The sequence below is a fragment of the Hyphomonas sp. TMED31 genome, from assembly GCF_002172815.1.
GTDB classification, from domain to species: Bacteria; Pseudomonadota; Alphaproteobacteria; order Caulobacterales; family Hyphomonadaceae; genus Hyphomonas; species Hyphomonas atlantica.
Genome location: NZ_NHCK01000030.1, coordinates 12,639 through 35,732 on the forward strand (window position 1 = coordinate 12,639; position 23,094 = coordinate 35,732).

18 protein-coding genes are annotated in these 23,094 nt (G+C 60.6%); 12 read left to right on the forward strand and 6 right to left on the reverse strand.

All coding sequences use genetic code 11. From position 1 onward, the window contains the following. Positions 1 to 4: 4 nt before the first annotated feature. Complete coding sequence (locus CBB91_RS04780; protein ID WP_273012469.1) at positions 5 to 1,111, reverse strand: substrate-binding domain-containing protein; 1,107 nt, start codon at positions 1,109 to 1,111, stop codon at positions 5 to 7. Positions 1,112 to 1,380: 269 nt separating this feature from the next. Here CBB91_RS04780 and CBB91_RS04785 point away from each other — a divergent pair, with 269 nt between their 5' ends. After that, on the forward strand, positions 1,381 to 2,574 hold the full coding sequence (locus CBB91_RS04785; protein ID WP_273012471.1) for a type III PLP-dependent enzyme: 1,194 nt from the start codon (positions 1,381 to 1,383) through the stop codon (positions 2,572 to 2,574). Here the strand turns inward: CBB91_RS04785 and murI are convergent. Further along, positions 2,520 to 3,392: a glutamate racemase gene (gene murI, locus CBB91_RS04790; protein ID WP_273012472.1), complete on the reverse strand. Its 873-nt coding sequence runs from the start codon at positions 3,390 to 3,392 to the stop codon at positions 2,520 to 2,522. The genes CBB91_RS04785 and murI overlap by 55 nt on opposite strands. 123 nt (positions 3,393 to 3,515) lie before the next feature. On the opposite strand from murI, the gene CBB91_RS04795 reads away from it, so the two are divergent. Beyond that, complete coding sequence (locus CBB91_RS04795; RefSeq protein ID WP_035554486.1) at positions 3,516 to 3,821, forward strand: hypothetical protein; 306 nt, start codon at positions 3,516 to 3,518, stop codon at positions 3,819 to 3,821. Here CBB91_RS04795 and CBB91_RS04800 read toward each other — a convergent pair. Next, complete coding sequence (locus CBB91_RS04800; protein WP_273012475.1) at positions 3,818 to 5,203, reverse strand: ATP-binding protein; 1,386 nt, start codon at positions 5,201 to 5,203, stop codon at positions 3,818 to 3,820. The genes CBB91_RS04795 and CBB91_RS04800 overlap by 4 nt on opposite strands. A 209-nt stretch (positions 5,204 to 5,412) precedes the next feature. Here CBB91_RS04800 and CBB91_RS04805 point away from each other — a divergent pair, with 209 nt between their 5' ends. The 9 genes from CBB91_RS04805 to CBB91_RS04845 all read left to right on the forward strand — a co-directional run bounded on the left by CBB91_RS04805 (position 5,413) and on the right by CBB91_RS04845 (position 17,235). Beyond that, entirely contained in the window at positions 5,413 to 6,867 is a 1,455-nt protein-coding gene (locus tag CBB91_RS04805; RefSeq protein WP_273012476.1) for an efflux transporter outer membrane subunit, read from the forward strand. Positions 6,868 to 6,884: 17 nt separating this feature from the next. Further along, entirely contained in the window at positions 6,885 to 8,150 is a 1,266-nt protein-coding gene (locus CBB91_RS04810; RefSeq protein ID WP_273012478.1) for an efflux RND transporter periplasmic adaptor subunit, read from the forward strand. After that, positions 8,147 to 11,368, forward strand: a complete 3,222-nt coding sequence (locus CBB91_RS04815) for an efflux RND transporter permease subunit (protein WP_273012479.1) — start codon at positions 8,147 to 8,149, stop codon at positions 11,366 to 11,368. The genes CBB91_RS04810 and CBB91_RS04815 overlap by 4 nt, the downstream gene beginning before the upstream one ends. Positions 11,369 to 11,440: 72 nt before the next feature. Next, positions 11,441 to 13,663: a M13 family metallopeptidase gene (locus CBB91_RS04820; protein WP_273012481.1), complete on the forward strand. Its 2,223-nt coding sequence runs from the start codon at positions 11,441 to 11,443 to the stop codon at positions 13,661 to 13,663. A 109-nt stretch (positions 13,664 to 13,772) separates the two neighbouring features. Further along, a complete protein-coding gene (locus CBB91_RS04825) occupies positions 13,773 to 14,141 on the forward strand; it encodes a PilZ domain-containing protein (protein WP_035554478.1) in 369 nt (122 codons plus the stop codon). 95 nt (positions 14,142 to 14,236) lie between these two features. Continuing rightward, a complete protein-coding gene (locus tag CBB91_RS04830; RefSeq protein WP_051602847.1) occupies positions 14,237 to 14,476 on the forward strand; it encodes a dodecin family protein in 240 nt (79 codons plus the stop codon). A 10-nt stretch (positions 14,477 to 14,486) separates the two neighbouring features. Continuing rightward, a complete protein-coding gene (locus tag CBB91_RS04835) occupies positions 14,487 to 14,849 on the forward strand; it encodes a DUF1801 domain-containing protein (protein WP_035554476.1) in 363 nt (120 codons plus the stop codon). A gap of 124 nt (positions 14,850 to 14,973) precedes the next feature. Continuing rightward, complete coding sequence (locus CBB91_RS04840) at positions 14,974 to 16,155, forward strand: thiolase family protein (protein WP_273012484.1); 1,182 nt, start codon at positions 14,974 to 14,976, stop codon at positions 16,153 to 16,155. 9 nt (positions 16,156 to 16,164) lie between these two features. Further along, positions 16,165 to 17,235, forward strand: a complete 1,071-nt coding sequence (locus CBB91_RS04845; RefSeq protein WP_273012486.1) for a DUF2332 domain-containing protein — start codon at positions 16,165 to 16,167, stop codon at positions 17,233 to 17,235. Here CBB91_RS04845 and CBB91_RS04850 read toward each other — a convergent pair. Next, positions 17,232 to 18,335, reverse strand: coding sequence for a serine hydrolase domain-containing protein (locus CBB91_RS04850; RefSeq protein WP_273012487.1), 1,104 nt, complete (start codon positions 18,333 to 18,335; stop codon positions 17,232 to 17,234). The two genes, CBB91_RS04845 and CBB91_RS04850, sit on opposite strands and share 4 nt — an antisense overlap. A 31-nt stretch (positions 18,336 to 18,366) precedes the next feature. Next, positions 18,367 to 18,867, reverse strand: a complete 501-nt coding sequence (locus CBB91_RS04855; protein WP_035554470.1) for an Lrp/AsnC family transcriptional regulator — start codon at positions 18,865 to 18,867, stop codon at positions 18,367 to 18,369. A 98-nt stretch (positions 18,868 to 18,965) separates the two neighbouring features. Here CBB91_RS04855 and CBB91_RS04860 point away from each other — a divergent pair, with 98 nt between their 5' ends. Next, positions 18,966 to 22,457, forward strand: a complete 3,492-nt coding sequence (locus tag CBB91_RS04860; RefSeq protein WP_273012489.1) for an indolepyruvate ferredoxin oxidoreductase family protein — start codon at positions 18,966 to 18,968, stop codon at positions 22,455 to 22,457. 3 nt (positions 22,458 to 22,460) lie between these two features. On the opposite strand, the gene CBB91_RS04865 is transcribed toward CBB91_RS04860, so the two are convergent. Beyond that, positions 22,461 to 22,799 carry a hypothetical protein gene (locus tag CBB91_RS04865; protein ID WP_273012491.1) on the reverse strand — a complete coding sequence of 113 codons (339 nt, stop codon included), beginning with the start codon at positions 22,797 to 22,799 and terminating at the stop codon, positions 22,461 to 22,463. Positions 22,800 to 23,094 lie beyond the last annotated feature (295 nt).

A 23,094-nucleotide genomic window follows, 5' to 3' on the forward strand; every position in this document is an offset into this window, starting at 1 on the left:
GGGACTAACGTGTCTCGCGCTTGCTTTTGCGAGCCAGTTGTTCGGCAATCTCCTGTTGCGCGATACGTACATCGTCCGGGAGCGGAATCAGGCCTTTTTCAAGTAGATACCCCTCCGGGCCCATGGCCTGATCTGACACAAACTCACGCACGAATTCCGCCAGGCCGGGAACTAGCGGCAAATTCTGGTCCTTCACGTAAATATACATGCTGCGCGACAAGCCATACTCGCCCGAGGCAATCGCTTCGAACGAAGCCTCCACGCCATCCAGCCGGGCCGCCTGAACGCGGTCGCCATTCTGTTCCAGGAATGAATAGCCCAGCACGCCTACGGCCGTTGGCGTCTTGATGAGAGACTGGATGATCGCCGTATCGTTTTCGCCAAGATCAATCCACGCGCCATCGGTACGGATCGTATGGCTGCGCAGCTTGAAGGCATCAGGATCTGACTGCTTCAGCGCGACAAGATCAGGAAAGGCCAACGCCCCCTGCTCCATGCCCAGTTCAACGAAGGCATCCCGAGTGCCTGACGTTGGCGGCGGTCCCAGCACCATGATCGGTTCATTCGGCAGGTCGGGATTGATCGCAGACCATTTCTCATAGGGATTTGCCTGAAAGCCACCCTGTCCATCCGGCACCTCCGCCGCCAGCGCCAAGAAGACATCCTTCTTGGAAAGCTCCAGCGGNGGNGCAGACCGNGCATTCGCCAGCACAATGCCATCAAATCCNACGGACAAAGCCGTCACATCCGTGATCCCGTTACTCGCACACAGCGCCTGCTCACTCTCCGTGATCGAGCGGGAGGCATCCGAAATGGATGGCCGGTCCGGCCCTATCTTCTGGCAGAATGTCTTGAAGCCGCCCCCTGTCCCCGTTGTTTCGACAATAGGCGTTGGGAACCGGGTCGTGGCGCCAAAGCGTTCGGCAACAGTCGTCGCAAACGGCGCAACAGTGGACGACCCCACAATACGGATCTTGTGCGTCCCGTCCGCAGCAATCGGCGGCGGCGGGATAACGTCTCCGGTCTCAAGCTCGGAGAGATCGGTTCGCCCACAGCCCGCCACAACGACCAGCAAAAGCGCGACAAGACAGTGGCCGTATCTGGCAATCATTCGGGAACAAACTCCGGTAGCAAAAGCAGGACCCCACAACGCGTAGGAGGGGCTGTACTGGCCTTAAATCAAGGCCCTAATTCGTTCAATGGCATGTGTCGGTGACAGAAATTTCAGCCGACACAAAATTTTTTCTTGCGTCCCGAAAAAGAGTCCCCTACATGCCCGTTTCGAAATCGATGTGGCGGACATCTGGGCCAACCCTTAAACTGGGGGCCCCCTGTACTAACGCCCAAAGCTGGTTAAAAGCCCTTTGGAGGTTAGGTGTCATGCACTCCTATGCTACTCCCTATAATATTGTTGCCGATGAGCAGCCTGANCTGCCTGTGTGGTGCTTCCGCCCAGAGCGTGTAACGGCTGCTGCGAAATGGTTNCGGGAGAAATTCCCGGGCGAGCCATTCTANGCGGTGAAAGCCAATCCGGGCGAGCATGTGCTCGAAGCCCTTTGGGAAGCTGGTGTACGCAGTTTCGACACGGCCTCGCTGCCGGAGATCGAACTGATCCACCGCAAATTCCCGGGCGCCCGCATGGCGTTCCTTCACCCGGTGAAGAACCGCCGCGCCATTCAGCGCGCCTATCATGAATTCGGCGTACGCATCTTCGTCACCGACACGATGCAGGAACTCTACAAGATTCTTGAGGAAACCGGCTACGCCAAAGACCTCACGATCATTGTACGGATTGCTGTATCCTGCGATGGCGCAGCTCTGCCGCTGGCTGGAAAATTCGGGGCGAGCGCGGAAGATGCGACAGAAATCCTGCGCGAAGCCCGCCGCTATGCGGATGAGCTGGGCGTGTCCTTCCATGTCGGCAGCCAGGCCATGAAACCCACCGCCTGGTGGACCGCGATGGCGGACGTCTCCCGCATCATCATCGCGGCNTCCGTCACGGTCGACATCGTGGATGTTGGCGGCGGCTTCCCATCGATCTATGCGGACAATCCGCCCCCGTCGCTGGAAGACTATGCCGCCATGGTGGAGCAGGCCTTCGAGAACATGTACGTTCTTGAAAACGCCGAATTGTGGTGTGAGCCCGGCCGTGCGCTGGTCGCAGAATCCGAAAGCCTGCTGACCCGTATCGAGCAGGTTCGTGACGACGCGATCTACATCAATGATGGCTCCTATGGTGCCCTCTACGATGCTGTGCACGAACGTTGGTCATTCCCGATGCGGGCGCTGCCCGGTGACGGACGCAATCTTGGCCGCCTGGTNGAGTACACCGTTTACGGACCGACATGCGATTCGACTGACAAGTTCCCGGCAAAGGTCTGGCTGCCCGCCGGCCTCGTGGAAGGTGACTATGTCGAATTCGGAAACCTCGGCGCTTATGGCCGCGCCATGTCCAGCCGCTTCAANGGCTTNGGCGCAACCGAAGTTGCCCGCGTCCATGATGCTCCTTGGCCGAGCCTCTACAATGCGGTTGGCGCAGAAGTGATCTCGATCGGCGCGTCCGGCACACGCTGAACGTTTGGAAACCCGTATCGCCTGAGGACAAGCGCCAGATCCGGCACGTCTTCAGGCGAAGAGGTCAGCCANGCATGNCCACCAATCCCGCGCGCTTCGGTCTCCGGAGGCAGAACACGGATCGTCTGCCGTGCGATCGCCGCGCCTGAATCAATGTAGCTGACGGGTCGCGGCGCGCTCGCCACAAGTTGCGCTCGGACGAGCGGGAAATGCGTGCAAGCCAGCACCACCGTGTCAATCCGGTCTCCGCCCTCTGCATCAAACAGGGGCGCCTGCGCAGCTGCGAAGGCATCAATCGGCAGATCTTCGCCCCGCGCATGTGCCTCGGCCAGCTTTACCAGNTCGATGCTGCCATGCATCACAACGTCAACATCCNGGGCGAACTGAGAGATCAGCTCCGCCGTATAGGCTCGCCGCACCGTGCCGGGCGTTGCAAGCAGGCCGATGGTGCGGGATTGGGTCAATTGCGCCGCTGGCTTGATGGCCGGCACCGTTCCGACAACCGGAATATCCANCACCGCCCGCACGTCGGCCAATGCGAGCGTTGAGGCTGTATTGCAGGCAATGACGAAAACGTCTGGCTGGACCTGNTCGCACAATGCCTTGGCNACCTTCGGCAAACGCTCNCGCAGGGCATCGTCCGACTTGTCGCCATAGGGGAAAAAGGCGGAGTCTGCCGAGTAATGGATGCCCAATGCTGGCCCAAGNGCCCGGATTTCCTCGACAACNGTCAATCCCCCCATGCCGGAATCGAACACCAACACCCGCCCACGCGCGGGAGACGGAACGAAGTTCGGGGGGAGAGCATCAATGGCCATTAGGTATTCGGTGTTGGCATGTTGGTGTGGCGGAATCGGGGCGTTGGAGCCGCTCTGGCACGAGTCTTGTTGTGCAGCGCAGCATGAAAGGGTATGTCTGGTTCAGGACCATAAGGAAACATCATGCTTGATTTTTGGCTAACTCCCTGGCGCGCCGGGCTATCCATGACGGCCGCAACGCTGGAAACCATGATAGCTGCGCAGAAAAGCGCGTCCATTCTGGCCCCAAAAGGCGTGGCCACCCCCGTGACTGAAGACACTCTGCGGGATGCGTTCCAGATCGCTGCGGATGTGAACTTGCGCCGCTGGGAGGATACGGCTGGCGCACTGCAACGCCTGCCAAACTGGATGCATGAACTGCACGCCATGCCGGGCAACATGGTGACAGACTGGTTCGACGCCGCACGCCGGGGCACGGGCAAACCCTAGTCTGACGGCTCGTCTTCTCGTGCGGCCGGAAGCCAGACTCCGAACGCAGACCCCTCCCCGATCCGGGTCTCAACTGAAAACCCGCCGCGATGGTGCGCCATGATGTGCTTCACGATGGCGAGACCGAGCCCCGTGCCGGTGATCTTGCCGCCGCGACTCTGATCTGCGCGATAGAAGCGCTCGCCGAGGCGCGGCAGGTGNTCGCGCTCGATGCCNGGCCCCTGATCCTCGACCCGCATCCAGATCGCCCGCTCTTGCGTGCCCGGCCGTCCCGCCGCAGGGAGCAGCGTCATGCGTTCGCTGCTGGCCCAGCTCTGAGCCGCCTTGATCCGCGCGTCCGCCATGCCCGGCGCCATGCCGAAGCTGAGCGTGACCTGCCCGCCCGCCTTCGAATACTTCAACGCGTTCGAAACGAGGTTTTCCACCACTTGGATCATCTCGTCCCGGTGGGCGATCACGGGCAACGGCCCCTCATCGGATTTAACGACCAGATTGACCCCCTTCTCCGCCGCAATGGCGCTGAAGGCATGCGTTGCATCCGACACGATATGTCGAAACTCTTCCCGCTCGCGCGGAGACACATGTTCAGAGGACTCAATACGCGACAAGGACAACAAATCGGCGATCAANCGCGACATGCGTTCCGTTTCACCCGCCATGATNGCCAGNAANCGATCCCAGGAATCCTTGTCGTCCTTGGCGGGCCCACGCATNGTTTCGATGAAGCCCGACAGAGCCGTCAACGGTGTGCGCAATTCGTGGCTGGCATTGGCAAGGAAGTCAGATCGCGCCCGCGCGGCACGGCGAACAGGTGTCAGATCCTCAAGCACCACAAGCGTCCGCTTGGCCCGGCCCGGACGTGAAACATGCGCGCGCCAGGTTTCATCCGGCCCACTTTCAACCTCGACCGTCATGGGTTCGACCGTACCGGTTTCGATGGCGTTCTCGATGGCAGAGAGAAGGCCCGGCGAACGGATTACAGTGCTCGCGCGGGGATTTACCCGTCCATCCAGGCGCAAGATGAATTCGGCTTCCTCATTCATGGTGACGATGCGTTGATCGTCATCCACCTCAAATGCCGGCAGGGGCAAAGCATCCAGCAAAATGGCTGATTCCGGCGTTTTCGGNGTTGTGGACAGTGGCTCAACCGCCAGTCGTGGGCTGAGCGGAAGTACGCTCGCAGTCCCCACAAAAATGGCGGTGGCAACCGACACGACCACAAGGATCGCCGCGATCACCTCAATGAGNCCGACCGCCCCGGTTATCCACATCAGCAACAGGATGAAGGAGAAGCACCCAACCAGAGTGACAAAGTCCCGTGCCCGACGCGAAAGAGCCGTACGGGTGGACCGCTTTTCCTCCGCTGACAGGCCGTCGCTCATTCATGCTCCTGTTAACAAACTGCCCAAAGACACATTGTTCGGAAGCCGCTAATACGCGCGCAGAGATCTGCCAAGCCCCTCGCCGCGTATCGATAAGAAGTGCGATCATTATACAACTACANTAGATTATTGAAAAACGATAATTTATCATTGACAGTCGACTAGGGCAGGCGTATCCGACAACCAGAACAGGGAGCGATGCCGACGGCATGACACGATCAATTCTTCTTATCAGCTCGGCAATTCTGACGGCTTGCGCATCTTCACAGGCAAATTTGCCCGGAATTGACGGCAATCGTGAGGAAATTTTTGCCGTTGCGCCNGATGCACCGGCGGAATGGGCGAATACCGGCGTCGTGGGCACAGCGCCAACAGGTGATTGGCTGTCGCAATTCGATGACCCCATCATGGAAAGCCTTGTCCGCGAGGCGCTCGCCAACAGTCCTACCCTGGAATCCCGCGCCGCTCTTGTGCGCGCCGCAGAAGCATCCATCCGTACGGCGCGTTCACAACGCCTGCCCAGCGTCGACGGCACGATCAGCACCGGCGTCACCTCGAACGCGTTCGAGATCGGCAACGATCTTGAGCGGTCGACCGACGGNATTTACGGGCTTGGCCTNGANGCCAGCTGGGAAGCCGATCTGTGGAATCGTCTCGGGCGTGGCATCGCCGCCGCTGAAGCAGACCTTGCCGCGAGCGAAGCCGACCTCGCCGCAGCAGAACTGTCCATCAGCGCGCAAACCGCTATCGCATGGATCAATCTGAATGCTGCCCTCGCGCAGGAACGCGTCGCCGTTCTGACCTATGAAGCGCGTGACCGCGTTCGCATTCTGACCGAGCGCCGCTTCCAGCGCGGCCTCGCCGAAGCGCTGGATGTCCGCACCGCGCGCAGCACCGTCGCCGGCGCCGAGGCCGATATNGCCCAGCGTCGCCAGGCGGCGGGAGAAGCCGCTCGCCGGCTTGAAATCCTGCTGGGTCGCTACCCGGCCACTGAAATCGAGGCCACTGCCGAATTGCCAGCGCTTGACCCGCTGATCGTTGAGAGCAATCCGATGCGCCTTCTGGCCCGTCGTCCGGACGTCGCCAGCGCCGAAGCCAGCGTCGTCGCCGCCGGCCTGCGGGCTGAACAGGCGCGGCTTGCGCTGCGCCCCTCCCTTCGCCTGACNGGNACGTTCTCGACCAGCGAATCCGAATTCGCTGACATGGTAGACCCNGAACGCATCGCCGCGCGCGTAGTCGCCAGCCTGATCCAGCCTTTGTTCACCGGNGGTCGCCTGGATGCGCAGCGCGACACCGCCATCGCCCAAGCCGAATCTGCCATCGCCAATTACGCAAATGCGGCGCTGACGGCATGGGGTGAAGTGGAAGATGCCATCGCAGCGGACACGTATATCGCCCAGCAGGAAGATGCCCTGCTTCGCGCGCTGGAAGAAGCGCGTCTGGCCGAAGAGCTNGCCGAGCGCCAATANACAAGCGGCACGATCACCATCTTCAACCTGATCGATGCCCAAACCCGCAGGCTGACGTCTGAAAGCCAGCTCGTGGCCGCCCGCGCGTCACGTGCCTCGAACCGGNTTTCCTATCACCTCGCCCTCGGCGGCGGTCTCCCCGTGCAAACCGCCGCAACTCCAACACAAGCCCCTCAAGATAACGCCGCAGAATAGCGGCAGGAGAATAAACTATGGGACGCGTCATTTCAGTTCTGCTGCCAATCGGCATCCTCGCCGTGGTCGGTGTCGGCGGCATGATCGCCTTGTCCGCCATCCAGCCGGAGCCGGAAAAGGCTGAAGAGGCGCGCGGCGGGCTCAACGTTTTTGCCGAACCCGTTCGCCGGACGGATCTGACGCTGGTCGTGGAATCCCAGGGCGAAGTGAANCCGCGCCGCGAAATCATTGTNGCACCGCAGATCTCCGGCCGCATCTCGTATGTCTCACCAGACTTCATCGATGGCGGCTTCATCAACAAGGGCCANCTNCTGGTACGTGTCGAAGCGGCNGATTATGAGCTTGCAGTTGTCCGCGCACAGTCTTCTGTCGCCAGCGCCGAGCAGGCACTTGCCCGCGAAGAAGCAGAGGCCGAACTCGCCCGTCAGGACATNCTGGATCTTGGCATCGCGGACGCCTCTCCCCTGGCCCGGCGCGAGCCGCAGCTGGCCGAAGCCCGTGCGTCACTCGAATCTGCCAAGGCACAATTGAAAGATGCCCAACTCGCGCTTGACCGGACCGCCGTCTATGCGCCGTTTGCTGGCCGCGTGCGTGAACGCAATGTGGACATCGGACAAGTCGTGTCAGTCGGTCAGTCCCTGGGTCAGATCTTTGCCAACGACGTTGTCGAGGTTGCCCTGCCTCTGAAGGACGCCGAAATGGGCCGCCTTGGCCTGCCACTTGCCTTCAGCTCAACGAAGGAGAAGCCGGGCCCGGATGTCACCTTCCGCGCAACTGTTGGCGGTGTGGAACGTGAATGGCACGGTCAGGTTGTCCGGACGGCTGCGGCGGTGAACTCCCAGACCCGTCAGATCAATGTGATTGCCGAACTTCAGGATCCCTATGGTGCGGGTGCGGANGGTGATGCGCCAATGGCCCCCGGCCTGTTCGTCAGTGCCACGGTNCAGGGCGAAACCCTGAACGATGTGCTGGTCGCGCCACGCGGTGCCCTGCGCGGACAGGACCGCCTGTTCATTGGCCTTCCGGATGAAGGCCAGCTGTCCATCCGCAATGTGGACCTGATCTATTCAGATGCCGATGGTGCCTATATCGCCTCCGGTGCCGAGCCNGGCGAGTTGGCCATTGTCAGTCCCATCCAGGCNCCCTTCGACGGCATGAACATTACGGTCATGCAGCGCATGGAAGATGGCACGATCAAGGTTTACGAGCCCAAGCGGGCAGATGAGACAATGTCCGGCGATTCCCCAACTCTGGCATCGACCGGTGAGGGAGCAGCGCAATGAGCAGCATTGTCGCCTGGTTTGCTCGNAACGCGGTTGCCGCAAACCTCCTGATGATCGTCGCCTTCGTCGGCGGAGTGTTCGGTTACACCAAGATGGAACAGGAAATGTTCCCGGTGGTGAACATTTCCGGCGCATCGGTTTCCGTTTCCTGGAATGGTGCGTCACCACAAGACGTTGAAGAACAGATTGTCACGCGGATCGAAGAAGCCGTTGCGGACATCAACGGCCTCGACCGGATCACATCCATCGCCAATGAAGGCATGGGCGTGGTCAANATCAANGGCCGNGACGATATCGACATGCAGGAATTCCTCGACGAGGTGAAACTCCGCGTCGACCAGATCAACAACCTTCCGCAAGCNGCCTTCGAACCTCAGGTTCAACGCTGGGAGCAGCGCAATGCCTTCATGGGGATCGCCATTCACGGCGACGTTGACCCCCGCACGCTGAAACGTCTCGCAGACAATGTGCGCGACGACATCGCGAATATTCCCGGCGGCGAGTTGGCNCAATTGCAGGGTGTTATCTCAGAACAGGTCAATATTGAAGTGTCNGAAGACGCCCTGCGTCGCTATGGTCTTAGCTTCAGTGATGTGGCGAATGCCATTCGCCGGTCATCCCTGAACTCNTCGGGTGGGCGCATTGAATCATCGACAGGTGATGTGTCGATCACGGCGCGGCAGCTCGCCGATACAGCTGACCAGTTCGGCAACATCATCATCCGGCAGACCACCGAGGACGGCACGATCCGCGTCGATGATGTCGCTCAGATCGATGATGGATTCGTNACCGACAAATTCAGCGCACAGTTCAATGGCGACCCNACAGCGTTCGTCATGATCCGTTCGCCGGATACGATGCACATCGTCGACTATACGGACAATTTCAAGAAATACATCGAGCAGGCCAACGACCCNTCCAACGGNATCCTGCCGCAAGCCGTGAAGATCGACATTCTCTGGGACGATTCCGAGGCATTCAAGGCGCGGATGGATTTGATCACGGAATCCGCCATGATGGGCGCCGTGCTCGTGATGCTGGTGCTGGTCCTCTTCCTGCGGCCGACTGTTGCCCTGTGGGTGACCATCGGAATCATGACGGCCTTTGCGGGCGGCATTCTNCTCCTCCCCTATTTCGGCGTCTCATGGAACATCCTGTCCACCTTCGCCGTGCTGCTGGTGATCGGGGTGATCGTGGATGACGCGATCATTGTGGGTGAGAACATTCACCGAGAGATCGAAAGCGGGCGACGCGAAGGGCTCGATGCGGCCATTGTCGGCACCCAACTGGTCNTGAAACCNGTGATCTTCGGTGTTCTCACCACCATNATCGCCTTCCTGCCCTGGGCATTCATTACNGGCCCGACCCGCATGTTCACGCAGCAGATCACCTTCGTGGTTGTCGCAGCGCTGATCTTCTCGATTATCGANTGCATGCTGATCCTGCCGAGCCATCTGGCGCACATGAAGCAGCAGAAGTTTGACGGGCCGTCGGGGCGCTTCCTGAAAATCCAGCGTCGCATTGCGGACAGTTTGCTCTGGTTTGCGAACAACATCTACAAACCCGTACTCGAACTCGCGATCCGGTTCCGATANGCNACCGTGGTCTTTTTCTTCTGCCTGTTCTTCCTTGCAACACAGGTCTCCGGAAAGGGCATCGTGCCGTTCAAATTCATGCCGGAAATCGAGGCTGANCTCATTCAGGTCGACATCGATATGCCGGACGGCACCCCCTATTCCCGCCTCATCCAGATTCGGGACCAGCTACAGGCCGGTATCAAGAAGACCAAGGAAGTCACGGATGCGAAGTATCCGGACATTGAAGGCGGGCTTGTCACCGACGCCTCTGTTGTTGCCGCGGATGGTCGGGTGCAGGCATGGGTCGGCCTGCTGCCACCGGAAGAACGTCCGCAGGGCGTGCGCTCAAAGGACATTTCCGAGCAGATGCGCAACTATGTCGGCGAAATTCAGGATGCCGAGGAAATCAGCTTCGACTTCACGTTCAATGATGAACAGAGCGGCGTTCGCTTTGCCTTGAACCACAATGATCTTGACCGCCTGAGGGAAGCCGCCGCAGCCGTGAAGGCGCAGCTTGCGACCTATTCCAACACCTANGACATCGGGGACAATCTCTCGTCCGCAGCAGAAGAGATCCGTATCTCGCTGAAGCCCGGCGCCGAAACACTGGGCATCACGCTAGCCGATGTGTCAGACCAGCTCCGACAGGCTTATTATGGTGAAGAGGTTCAGCGCCTGCCACGAGACGGGGAAGACGTGCGCGTCATGGTGCGCCTGCCNGAATCGGCTCGGGAAGATCTCGACAGCATCGACACACTTCGCATCCGGACATCTGACGGCCGCGAAATCCCCATCACNCAGGTCGCAGAGTTCAATTATGCCCCCGGCATCAACCGCATTGTCCGGCGCAACCGCACACGTTCCGTATCCGTCTATTCCGAAGTGATGGGCGAAGGCGGGCGCGGTCAGATCATGTCCGCCATGGAAGAGGAATTCTGGCCTGATTTCGCACGCCAGTTCCCGGANGTGCAACGCGGCGANGCNGGCGGCTTTGAGGAAGAACAGAAATTCTTCAGCGAAATNGGTCGCCTTATCCTGATCGCCATNGGCACGATGTATATCCTGCTGGCCGTCGCGTTCCGTTCCTATGCCCAGCCGCTCCTGCTGATGATGGCCCTGCCCTTCGCATATGCTGGTGCNGTCTTTGGGTTGTGGGCCTTTAANACGCCTATGGCGATGTTCTCCTTCTTTGGCATCGCTGCGGCGGCAGGCGTCGTGATCAACGACAACCTCGTGCTGATCGATTATGTGAACCGCCGGCGCGACGAAGGCGCAGGCGCGGTTCAGGCCCTGGTCGATGGCGGCGTCTCGCGGTTCCGTCCGATCCTGCTGACATCGGTCACGACATTCGTCGGCATCCTGCCCCTGATTGCGGAAAAGTCTGTTCAGGCACAATTCCTGAAACCGATGGTCGTGTCGCTTGGCTCTGCCGTTGCCTTTGCCCTGTTTGTCTCCCTGCTCATGGTTCCGACNCTGTATGCCGTAGGCGTGGAGATTGGGCGCGTGTTCCGCTGGACATGGGGCGGCAAGCCNTTCCGCCANATNGGCGAAACCTATAGTGGTCAGGTCACCATTGACGAAGATGAACTGATCGGAACCAGCCGCGATAGCACCCTTGGCCACGCGGCCCCAGCCGAATAGACTGGGATCAATCTTGGATACGGGCCTGGCCGCATGCGCGCTGGGCCGCATCCTTTTATTGGAGAGACCTTGATGAAGAAACTCATGCTCGGGGCCGCATCGATTGCCCTGCTCGCAGCATGCGGCCCNGCCGCTCAGGAAGAAACCGCCACTCCCGCCGAGGCAACGGAGGCGACATCCACATCTGCAACAACACCCAACGCAGACGGAAAATATGTGACGCCNGAAGGGCTGGAACTGTCTGCCGCTGANTATTGGGGCGATTGGGGGGTCGACCTGACCCTTCGCGACGAAACAGTTGATCCGGGCGATGATTTCTACACATACGCAAACGGCAAATGGCTCGACAGCTTTGTCATCCCGAGCGACCGCACACGGTANGGTGCCTTCACCCTGCTGGCNGAAAAGTCCGAGCAGCGCGTCCTGAACATTATCCAGGAACTTGCTGAAGCCGAGCCTGATCCATCCACGCTCGAAGGCAAGGTTGCGTCCGTATACAACGCCTATATGGACACAAGCGGGATTGAGGCCGCCGGTCTGGCGCCTGCCACGCCATACCTCAGCAAGATTGAAGGCCTGTCCAGCCGCGAAGACCTCGCCAAGCTGTTTGCCGCCACNGGGTACTCCTCCCCGATTGCGGGCTGGGTCGATGTCGATTCCAAACAGACCGACCAGTACATCTTCTATGTCACGCAATCCGGNCTCGGCATCGGAGACCGCGANTANTATCTGACNGANAGCGANAAGAATCTCGANATCCGCGCAGCTTACAAGACCATGCTGGCCACGCTTCTGACTGAAGCAGGCTACGACGATCCCGAGGCGGCTGCCGATCGCGTCATCGCGCTCGAGACCCGCATGGCCGAGGCGCATTGGGACCGCGCAGCTGGCCGCAATCGCAACCTCACCTACAACAAGATGACCCGCGCCGAGCTTGAAGCCCTGGCCGGAGACTTCCCGCTGGCAACCATGCTGATGGATCTCGGCCTGAACGGCGAAGACGNGTTCGTCGTACGTCAGGTTACGCCAACNGCGGAAGAAATCGAGGAGAACGGCCTGACGCCGGAACAGGTCGAGAAGGTTTCGGGCGGCGGCATTGCCGGNCTGTTCGAGATCATGCAGACNGCACCTCTCGAAGACTGGCAGGCTTACCTTGCNGCACACTTCCTGATCGACCATGCCGATGTGCTGCCCAAGCGCCTCGATGAGGCGACCTTCGAATTCTACGGCAAGACCCTTGGCGGCGCGGAAGAACAGCGTGAGCGCTGGAAGCGTGCCGTATCCACCGTCGAAGGCTCCGTCGGTGAAGCTGTTGGCAAAGTATATGCGGACCGCTTCTTCCCTGCCGAGAACAAGGCGGCCATGGACGAACTCGTCGCCAATCTGCGCCTGGCCATGAACAGCAATCTCGACGAGATCGAATGGATGGGCGAGGAAACCAAGGTCGAGGCACGTGACAAGCTCGCGAAGTTCACACCGAAGATCGGCTATCCCGAGAATTTCGAGACCTATGAACAGTTGAATGTCGGCCCGGACGCGTTTGCGAACAATATGGCCGTCAATGACTGGGCCTGGAAGGACATGATCTCCCAGCTCGGCCAGCCGATTGACCGCACCGAATGGTTCATGCTGCCGCAAACGGTCAACGCGTATTATTCGCCGAACCGCAACGAGATCGTGTTCCCGGCCGCAATCCTTCAGCCTCCCTTCTTCAACCTGACGGCAGATCCTGCCGTGAATTATGGCGCCATTGGCGGCGTGATCGGTCATGAAATCGGTCACGGGTTTGATGATCAGGGCGCCAAGTCTGATGGAAATGGCACGCTGCGGAACTGGTGGACCGCCGAAGACGAGGCCAATTTCAAGGCCAAGACCGGTGCGCTGGTTGAACAGTACAACGCGCTCTGCCCGCTGGACGAGGGCGAAACCTGCGTCAACGGCTCCCTTACCCTCGGCGAGAACATCGGCGACCTGGGCGGCCTCTCCATGGCCTACAAGGCCTACAAGCTGAGCCTGGACACCGATGGCGACGGCACAATCAGCGCAGAAGAGGAAGCGCCCGTCATCGACGGCCTGACCGGCGATCAACGCTTCTTCCTGTCCTGGGCACAGGTCTGGCGCTCCAAATACCGTGAGGAAGCCACGCGTCGCCAATTGCTGACCGACCCACACTCTCCGCCGGTCTACCGCGTGAATGGCGTGGTTCGTAACCTCGCCGAATGGTATGACGCTTTCAACGTTACCGAGGATAACGAAATGTACCTGCCTCCGGAACAACGCATCCGGATCTGGTAAATCTCGTAAACCGTAGGTTTTATTACAGTTGGCGGCGCCTGCGGGCGCCGCCATTTACGTGTTCTGAAGGATTTTTCCGGTACACCCGTGTTAGCGCCGAAACTGGCACATGGGTTGCATCGGTGTTCTTGAAGAAATCCTGTCTGGGAAAAACATGTTCAACAATTTGTTCAAATCGAAGAAATCTGCTGCCTCTGCCCCTGCGGCTGAGCGCGTTGAGCGAATGGTTGCCCCATCCCGCGAACGGCCCCGGCCAGCGCGCGCATCGGTCTATCGCGAGGCCAATGTCGTCTATGACACAGGCTACAAGCGCCGCGGCATCGTACTGGATCATTCTGATACAGGCGTGCGCCTTCGCTTTCCCACGAATGAGGGCATGCCCGAATTTGTAACACTCAACGCCATTGGCGTTGGAATTGTCGGCCCCGCCCGGGTCGTATGGCAAAAGGGCTCTGAGGCCGGTTTTCAGCTGGTCTGATCGCCCAAGCTCTTTCGCGCCAATTTGGCGGAATCCCTTGGCAAACCTGATTTCAGGGTCTTCAATGCCCTTTCCGCAAAGGAAAGGGACGCAAAATGGCTATCATGAAATCAGAACAGATCATGTCGGAATCGACCAAATCCTTCGAGGATGCGATTCAGACTGCCGTCACGCGATTTGACGCCACGGTCAAAGGTCTGGCCTCGGCCTATGTCAACGAGATGTACACCACCATCAAGAACGGCAAGATCGACAAATACCGCGTCAATCTTCAGATGACGTTCGAAGTCATGCCGCCGAAGGCTGACGACAAGGCCAAGCGCAAGAAGAAGTAACGCAGCCCATTTGGCAAAAACCGTTGAATCCTGGTTCGAGGGCCTTGAGCCTCAACAGCGCGAAATCGCAAACGCGCTCAAGGCCCTGATCGAACAGACAGGCCCTGCCCTGTCCTGCCAGCTGGCATGGGGTTTTCCATGCTGGAGCGGGAATGAGCGAATCTTCTCGATCGCCGCGTACAAGGACCGGTGCAATCTGCAGCTTTTCTATGGCGCGCAGCTCACCAACACATCGCCAGATCGCATCGAAGGCACTGGCAAGGCCCTGCGGCATGTAAAGGTCCGGTCGGTCGAAGACGTTGATGAAACAGTGAAGCAGATCGTTGCCGAAGCAATCCGGCTAGACGCAACCAACCCGCAACGCGTGCGCTGACCGGAACGCCATCTCGCAAAATTGATATCCGTCGAACACCACGTCTTCGCGATCCTCTTGACGAGTCCGGCCCGGAAGCGCTTTGTGTTCGCAACTGCAAAAAACCGAACCGGAAGGAAACTCCATGTCTGATCAAGATCCCGTCGTTATCGTCGGTATGGGCCGCACGCCCATGGGTGGTTTGCTCGGCGACCTTGCTGGCCTGACAGCCAGCGAACTGGGCGCCATCGCGATCGAGAAGGCCGTCAGCGAAGCCAAGCTCGCCCCCGGCGAAGCCAATGAAATCATCATGGGCAACTGCCTTCCTGCCGGCCAGGGACAGGCCCCTGCCCGTCAGGCCGGGTTCAAAGCCGGTCAGGACAAGGGCCTTGAAGCCACCACGATCAACAAGATGTGCGGTTCCGGCATGCAGGCCGCTGTCATGGCNCGCAATGCCATTCTCGCAGGCGATGCAAACATCGTGATCGCTGGCGGCATGGAATCCATGACCAACGCCCCGCACCTGATGCAGGTCCGCAAGGGCCACAAATACGGCNCCATGGCCGCTCAGGANCATATGGCGCTGGACGGCTTGTCTGATGCTTACAAGGGCGGCCCCATGGGCGAGTTCGCCGANATGATTGCCGGAGAGTACCAGTTCACCCGCGAGCAACAGGACGCCTACGCGCTGGAAACGCTGAAGCGGGCCCAGGAAGCGACAGCAAACGGCAAGTTCAAGCGCGAGATTGCCCCGGTCACGATCAAGTCCCGCAAGGGCGAGACGGTTGTCGACACTGACGAACTGCCCCGCACAGCCCGCCCGGACAAGATCCCGAGCCTGCGTCCGGCGTTCTCGAAAGACGGCACAGTGACCGCGGCCAACGCCTCCGCCATTTCCGATGGTGCGGCNGCGCTGGTGCTGATGCGCGAATCCGAAGCGAAGAAGCGCGGCCTCGAGCCGCTCGCCAAGATCGTCTCCTCGTCCAGCCATGCGCATGAGCCGGAATACTTCACCACCGCGCCCGTGCCCGCCATGAAAAAGGCGCTCGAAAAGGCTGGCTGGAGCATCGACGAAGTTGAACTCTGGGAAGTGAATGAAGCTTTCGCCGTGGTTCCGATGATCGCGATGAAAGAGCTGGGCATTCCCCACGANAAGCTGAACGTGAATGGCGGCGCCTGTGCCATGGGCCACCCAATCGGCGCTTCCGGCGCACGCCTGATCGTCACCCTGCTGGCCGCGATGGAAGATCGTGGCCTGAAGAAGGGTATGGCCAGCCTCTGTATCGGCGGCGGCGAAGGCATCGCCATGGCGCTGGAACGCTATTAGGGCGGCCATATGCTGGATGAAACCCGGATCCTCGACCATTTCGCCGAGCAGGCGCGCTGGTGCGAGGATCTGGGGTCACCGTTTACCGCTGCGCTGCTCCGGCGGTTNGCAGACGATTTCGACGCAGGCGGCCCNGTTGCAGACATTTGCGGCGACTGGAGCGGCAATCCCCGCAAGGATGCGCTCGGCCTGCGCCTGACCGGGTACCTGCANCACGCCGTCCTGACAGGTACGGCGAAGGCGCTCGCTGCCNCCTATCCCGCCGCGTCACCTGACTGGAACATGGATACGGTCTGGCGAGAGGCGAGAACGTGGCTGGAGAACTATCCGGAGGATGCGCGCACCTATCTGAAGAGCCCTCCGCAGACGAATGAAACGCGCCGGTCCATCGCGCTTCTGCCCGGCTTTCTGGAGCTGGCCACCAAATTTCGCATGCCCATGCACCTGCTGGAACTGGGCGCCAGCGCGGGCCTGAACCAGAATTGGGATCGGTTCACCTATGATGGCGGCACNTGGCAAAAGCCCGGCCCCAGCGATGTTACCATTTCCACCGTCTGGAACGGCCCCGCCCCTGCCCACCTTGAAGCNGCGCCCCTGATCCAATCCCGCGCTGGATGCGATCTGAACCCGATAGATGTGTCTGATGAAGCCGCCTATCTGCGCCTNAAATCCTATACCTGGCCNGACCAGGCCGGGCGTCTTGCGCGGCTCGATGCAGCTGCCGACCTTGCCCGCCAGAGGGGCGTGCGGATCGAACAGGCCGACGCTGTCGACTGGTTGACGGATCGACTCGCAAACCGCCCGGCGGAAGGGCTGACCGTCGTTTATCACTCCGTTTTCCTCGTCTATCCGCCCAAGGAAGACATCGCCCGCATCATGCGGCTGATCGAGGAGGCGGGCGCGGCGGCCACGGCAGACGCGCCGCTCGCCTGGCTATGTTTCGAACCGGAATCCCTCTTCGGAGGCGATCGCACATCCCCGCGCATGCAGACACGGCTTCAGAGTTGGCCGGATGGCAGCGCACGTACACTGAACGAATCAGATGGTCACGTCACCTATATTGACGTTGTGGGCGACTAGTCCTGCGGGGCTGCGCCATAGGCCGCTGCGAGATCCTCTGCCAGACCATTCAGGGCCTGCACGCCCTTTTCGCTGAAACTGTTCGTGTTGACGATCACGACCACTCCTGCATCCGGGTAGAGCCTCACCGTAGACAACCACATCGTGTTTGACCCGCTGTGCCCAAGCGCAGCGCCAGATGGACTGTCGGAAACCACGCCCCAGCCCAGCGCATAGTCCGACGCCTCGTCCGGATAGGGCATGAGCAGCTTCGCTACTGTTTCATCCGGCGTCAGGAAACGGCTGAGCAGCCGTGCATGCGCCTCCAATGGTACATGCAACGTGCCCGCCGGGGCCAGCGCAGGCGGATTGTCCGCATCCAAACCAGCGCCCTGCCCTTTCAGCCCGCCGAACAGACCTTTCCGGTGGCCTTCAATGCCCTCTGGCGGCGGACCAAAGCCCCATCCCTCGCCAGACGGAACCAGCTCTGCCAGGAACAGGGATTCGTAATTCTCATGCCCCATGCGCTCAGCGATACGGTCCAGCGCCGCGCCGGCCACCATGTATCCGTAATTGGAATAGGTGAAGCTGCCCGGCTCGGTCTTGGGCGGTTTGGCGAGTGCAGCCCTTGCCAAACTGGTCCGTTGCGCCTCCACCGTGTTTGAAGACGCCCGGCTGGTCAGGAACCAGGTCACACCCGGATTGGCGGCCATCCCGCTGCGATGCGCCAACAGGTCTTCAATTGTGATGTCCGACCACGCCGCATCCATTTCATCAGCCAGGTCCGGCAGCAATTCCGGCAGCGTCGCGCCCCATCTGGCCTCCCCTCGCTCAACGAGACGCCCATAAAGCAAAGCGGTCAGCATCTTGGTATTGGAGCCGATATGCCAGGCATCATCCGGTTGCGCTGCGTCCCCCTTGCCCCGGACGCGATCGCCCGTCACGGCGAGCGCAAGGATCTGCCCATCCGCATCCGCAACCACTGCGCCAAGCGCGACCAGACCCGCCTTGTCGCGCACCGTTTCGAGCTTCGCAGTCAGGTCTTCGGGCGACATCGATTCGCTCCAGGCAGGCATCGCCAATGCCAGCGCAAACAAGAATGTGACCAGGCATTTCAGCATGTCGCGCACCTCCGCATGCGCGCACCGCCAATCAGGCTGAGGTCGGTTTCTTGATATCCTCAACCAGGTCCAGCGGCAGCGCCGTTGTGCGTTTTGCAACGCGAATTACGATGCGGGACTGAACATCTGACACCAGCGCCGAGCCGAGCAGATTGTCCCGCAGGAAATTGTCATAAGCGTGCATGTCTGTCGTGATGATGTGGATCATGTAGTCCACCGCGCCCGTCACGGTCATGCACTCGATCACTTCGGGCCACGCCTGAACCATTTGCTCGAACGCATCGAGGTTTTCCCGGCTCGGCAACGCCAGTTTGACGCTGGCCATCACTTCAAAGTTGAGTCCGAGCGAGGAATTGTCCAGAAGGGTCACCCGGCCCGTGATGAAGCCCGCCTCTTCCATGCGCTTGATGCGGCGCCAGCAGGGTGATGAAGACAGGCCTACGCGGTCGGCGATCTCGGCAACGGACAGGCCGGCGTCATGCTGAACAATGTCCAGGATTCGCGCGTCGACGGCATCTAGTTCTTGGGGCAATCTTTGCTCACTTTCTTGCGTATCTTGGTAAATTTAACCCCGCAATAGCAAATATCGCGCAAGATAGGCAAGCAATTTCACTTAATTTACCCAATAATATGCCTAAACCCTCATTTCATAGGCATATCATGCAACATCGTGAAGTTACGCTGGACGACAAATACAAGCTTGTCGAGGGAAAAGCGTTCATGACCGGCATTCAGGCGCTGGTCCGCCTACCACTTGATCGCAAACGTCTCGATCTGCGTCAGAATCTGAACACGGCCGGCTTCATTTCCGGGTATCGCGGCTCGCCGCTGGGCGGCTACGACCAGCAATTGCGTGCCGCGCAAAAATGGCTCGACGCGCACGATATCAAGTTCTGGGAAGGCCTGAACGAAGACCTTGGCGCAACTGCCGTCTGGGGCAGCCAGCAGCTCGGCCTGTTCCCCGGCGCAAAATATGATGGCCTGTTCGGCATCTGGTACGGCAAGGCCCCGGGTGTCGACCGCACAGGTGACGTGTTCAAACATGCCAACGCTGCCGGCGCCTCCGATCATGGCGGTGTGCTGGCGATCATCGGCGACGACCATAATTGCAAGTCTTCGACTCTTCCCTCGCAGTCAGAATACGCCATGGCGGACGCCGAAATCCCCGTCCTCAACCCGGCCTCGATCCAGGATGTGCTGGATTACGGCATTCATGGCTGGGCGATGAGCCGCTTTTCCGGCGCATGGACCGGCCTCGTAGCCCTCGCTGACACGATGGATTCCGGTTCGGTCGTCAGCGTCGATCTCGACCGCTTCAATTTCATCCAGCCCGACTTCCAATTGCCGGAAGACGGCGTGCATTTGCGGCGCGGCGACAGCCCGCTCGACAAGGAACGCCGCCTGCGTCAGGTGAAGCTGCCCGCTGCGCAAGCCTATGTGCGCGCCAACAAGCTGGACCAGGTCATCCTGCCTTCGCCGAAACCCCGTGTCGGTGTTGTCGTGACGGGACAAGCTGCCCGCGATGTGTTCGAGGCACTCGCGGCGCTCGGCCTGTCACCGCAGGATGCAGGACGCCTGGGTCTCTCCGTGTACAAGGTGGCCATGCCGTGGCCGCTGGAACCGGAAGGGATCCGGGCGTTCTGCAAAGGTCTGGAACGCGTGGTCGTGATCGAACACAAGCGCCCGCTGATCGAAGACCAGTTGCGCTCTGTGCTGTATGACCTGCCAGATGGCCAGCGCCCGACGGTGGAAGGCAAGCGCGACCGCGAAGGCCGCCCCCTCCTCTCCGACATTGCCTCCATCTCCATCCCGGAAATGGCCGAAGCACTGATGAAGATCCTGCCGGAAGGCTGGGATACCTCACGGGCCAAGGCCTATTTCGACCGCATCGGCCGCGCCGGGGAAGCCGCACGCACCAATGCGACGGAAACCCTCCGTACACCGCATTACTGTTCCGGCTGCCCGCACAATTCCTCCACCGTCGTGCCGGAAGGCTCGCGCGCGCTGGCAGGNATTGGCTGTCACTATATGGCGAATTTCATGCCGGACCGGAAAACCGACATGACCAGCCAGATGGGCGGCGAAGGCATCGCCTGGGTCGGCCAGCACTGGGCGACGGACGAGCCGCACGTCTTCGTCAATCTCGGCGACGGCACCTACTCCCATTCCGGCAGCCTTGCCATCCGCGCCGCGGTCACCTCCGGCGCGAACATGACCTACAAGATTCTGTATAACGACGCCGTCGCCATGACCGGCGGCCAGCATGTCGAATCCGGCCAGACCCCGGCCCAGATTGCCCAGCAGGTCGAAGCCGAAGGTGTCGAAACCATTGTCATCGTCACCGAAGATCCGACCCGTTACGCCAACGTCAAACACATTCCGCGCCGCGTGAAGATTTACGACCGCGAGGAGCTGGACGAGGTCCAGAAGATGTTGCGCGAAACGCCGGGCGTCTCCGTCATGATCTACGACCAGATCTGCGCCACGGAAAAACGTCGCCGCTCCAAGCGCGGCCTGCGCGCACCGGACCGCACGCGCGTCGTGATCAACACCGAGGTCTGCGAAGGCTGTGGTGATTGCTCGATCAAATCGAACTGCCTGTCGGTTGAGCCGGTCGAGACCGAACTTGGCCGCAAGCGCCGGATCAACCAGTCAACCTGTAACACGGACCTGTCCTGCCTGCGGGGCTTCTGCCCGAGCTTCGTGACCATTCAGGATGGCGAGCCGGCCTGGCAGGACCAGCCGCGTCCGGAGTTTGACGATGCGGGCCTGCCCCTGCCCGAAACGCCGGGACTGTCGGAGCCTTGGAACGTGCTGTTCACCGGCGTTGGCGGTACGGGCGTCACCACCGTCGCCGCCGTGCTGGCAATGGCCGCGCATGTGGATGGCAATGCCGCCTCCAGCCTGGACATGACCGGCCTTGCCCAGAAGGGCGGCCCGGTGCTCAGCCATATCCGCTTCGCGAAAGAGCCGGAGATGATCTCCACCGGCAAGGTTCCTCCGGCCAGCGCAGACCTGATCATCGCCTGCGACCTTGTCGTGGCGGCGGGCGGGGACGCGCTGAATTTGATGGATGTTGGCCGCACCGCCGCCTATGCGAACTCCGACGTCACCCCGACCAGCGAGTTCATCCGGGATCGGTCAAAGCGTTTCGAGAGCGACCTCCTGGCCGCGCGCGTGAAGCGTCAGGCCCGTGATTTCGGCGCATTTGATGCCGAGGCGCTGGCTGTCGGCTACCTCCACGATGCGATCTATACGAACATGATCATGGTCGGATACGCTTGGCAGAAAGGCCAGGTCCCGATCAGCCTGCGGGCGCTCTACCGCGCGATCCGCCTGAACGGCACGAAGGTGGAAGACAACATGTCCGCCTTCAACATTGGCCGTATCGCCGCCGCTGACCCGGACCGTCTTCTGCCCCAGACGGACCCGCGCGGCCATATTGAGGAGAAAACCCTCGACGAGCTGATCGAGGATCGGGCCAGCCGCCTGACCGCCTATCAGAACGCCGCCTATGCGGAAAAATACCGCAGCATCGTGGCGCAGGTCCGCGCCGCAGAACATGCCGCAGAATTGGGTGAGAAACTGACCCGAGCCGCCGCCACCTATGCCTACAAGCTGATGGCCTACAAGGATGAATACGAAGTCGCCCGTCTCTACACGGATGGCAAGTTCGCCGACTATGTCGCCAGCCAGTTCAAGGGCGGCAAGATGCGCCTCATGCTGGCCCCGCCGATCCTCGCCAAGAAGGATGCCGAAGGCCATCTGAAGAAGAAGCATTTCGGCCCGTGGATGTTCCGCGTCTTCAAGCTGATGGCGAAGTTCAAGGGCCTGCGCGGCACGCGGTTCGACCTGTTCGGCTACACCGAAGAACGCCGCATGGAGCGCCAGCTGCGCGATGAGTATCTCGCCGGCCTGGCCCGCATTGCGCAGGAACTTACCGCACAGAACCATACCCTTGCCATCGCGCTCGCCGAAATACCGGACGAGATCCGCGGCTATGGCCACGTCAAGGACGCGGCGGTCGATGTTGCGAAGGCGAAAGAGGCAGAGCTCTGGGCCGGTTGGCCGGAGGGCACAATGCCCAAGGCAAAGACCACGCTGATCGCGGCGGCGGAGTAGACCCTAGTCTACTTCGTCCACCCGCACATCAATGATCGTACCTTTCTTGCCGAGCTTTTCGAGCGTCTTCTCGATGTCGTCGGACTCGACCGTGCGCGTATAGGTCTTTGTGCCGCCACTGAATTTCTTCACCTTGACGGTCAGCTTCACGTCGCGTTCCGGCCCGTCCAGCGCATCGCCCGTGGCGCTCACCACCCCGGAGCCGACCTTGTAGGCGCCCTTGGCCGTGCCCTCGACCACATCGCCCGCCACGCCGACAGGCACGGTGACGACCTTGGTGGCAAGACAGGCTGGCAGGGTGGCAATCATGCCCGCAACAAGCGCAAAACGAAGGACAGGCATGGCGAAATCTCCTCAAGGCTTGCGCCATGTTAAACCAGAGGAGTGTTGAGGCGAGGTTACGGTTTGGTCAGCTCATTGCGCGCCGGACCCGCTTCATGTCCGCTCATCCCGGCGCAGGCCGGGACCCAGCCGGATCCGAGATGAGCGCGCAAATCTGGGCCCCGGCCTGCGCCGGGGTGAGCGATCAAAAAAGGCCCTACCCCCGCGCGAGAGACTCGTCGATCAGCCGCGCGGTGTTCTCCACGCCATAGAGCGCGGCGAAGCTGCCGAAGCGCGGGCCCTGGCTCTGGCCCAG

What these genes read in the sequence shown, in the direction of transcription:
- CBB91_RS04795 (WP_035554486.1), top strand. Translation starts at nt 3,516, where the DNA reads ATGCTTGATTTTTGGCTAACTCCCTGGCGCGCCGGGCTATCCATGACG.
- CBB91_RS04825 (WP_035554478.1), top strand. Translation starts at nt 13,773, where the DNA reads ATGGGTTGCATCGGTGTTCTTGAAGAAATCCTGTCTGGGAAAAACATG.
- CBB91_RS04830 (WP_051602847.1), top strand. Translation starts at nt 14,237, where the DNA reads ATGGCTATCATGAAATCAGAACAGATCATGTCGGAATCGACCAAATCC.
- CBB91_RS04850 (WP_273012487.1), bottom strand. Translation starts at nt 18,335, where the DNA reads ATGCTGAAATGCCTGGTCACATTCTTGTTTGCGCTGGCATTGGCGATG.
- CBB91_RS04865 (WP_273012491.1), bottom strand. Translation starts at nt 22,799, where the DNA reads ATGCCTGTCCTTCGTTTTGCGCTTGTTGCGGGCATGATTGCCACCCTG.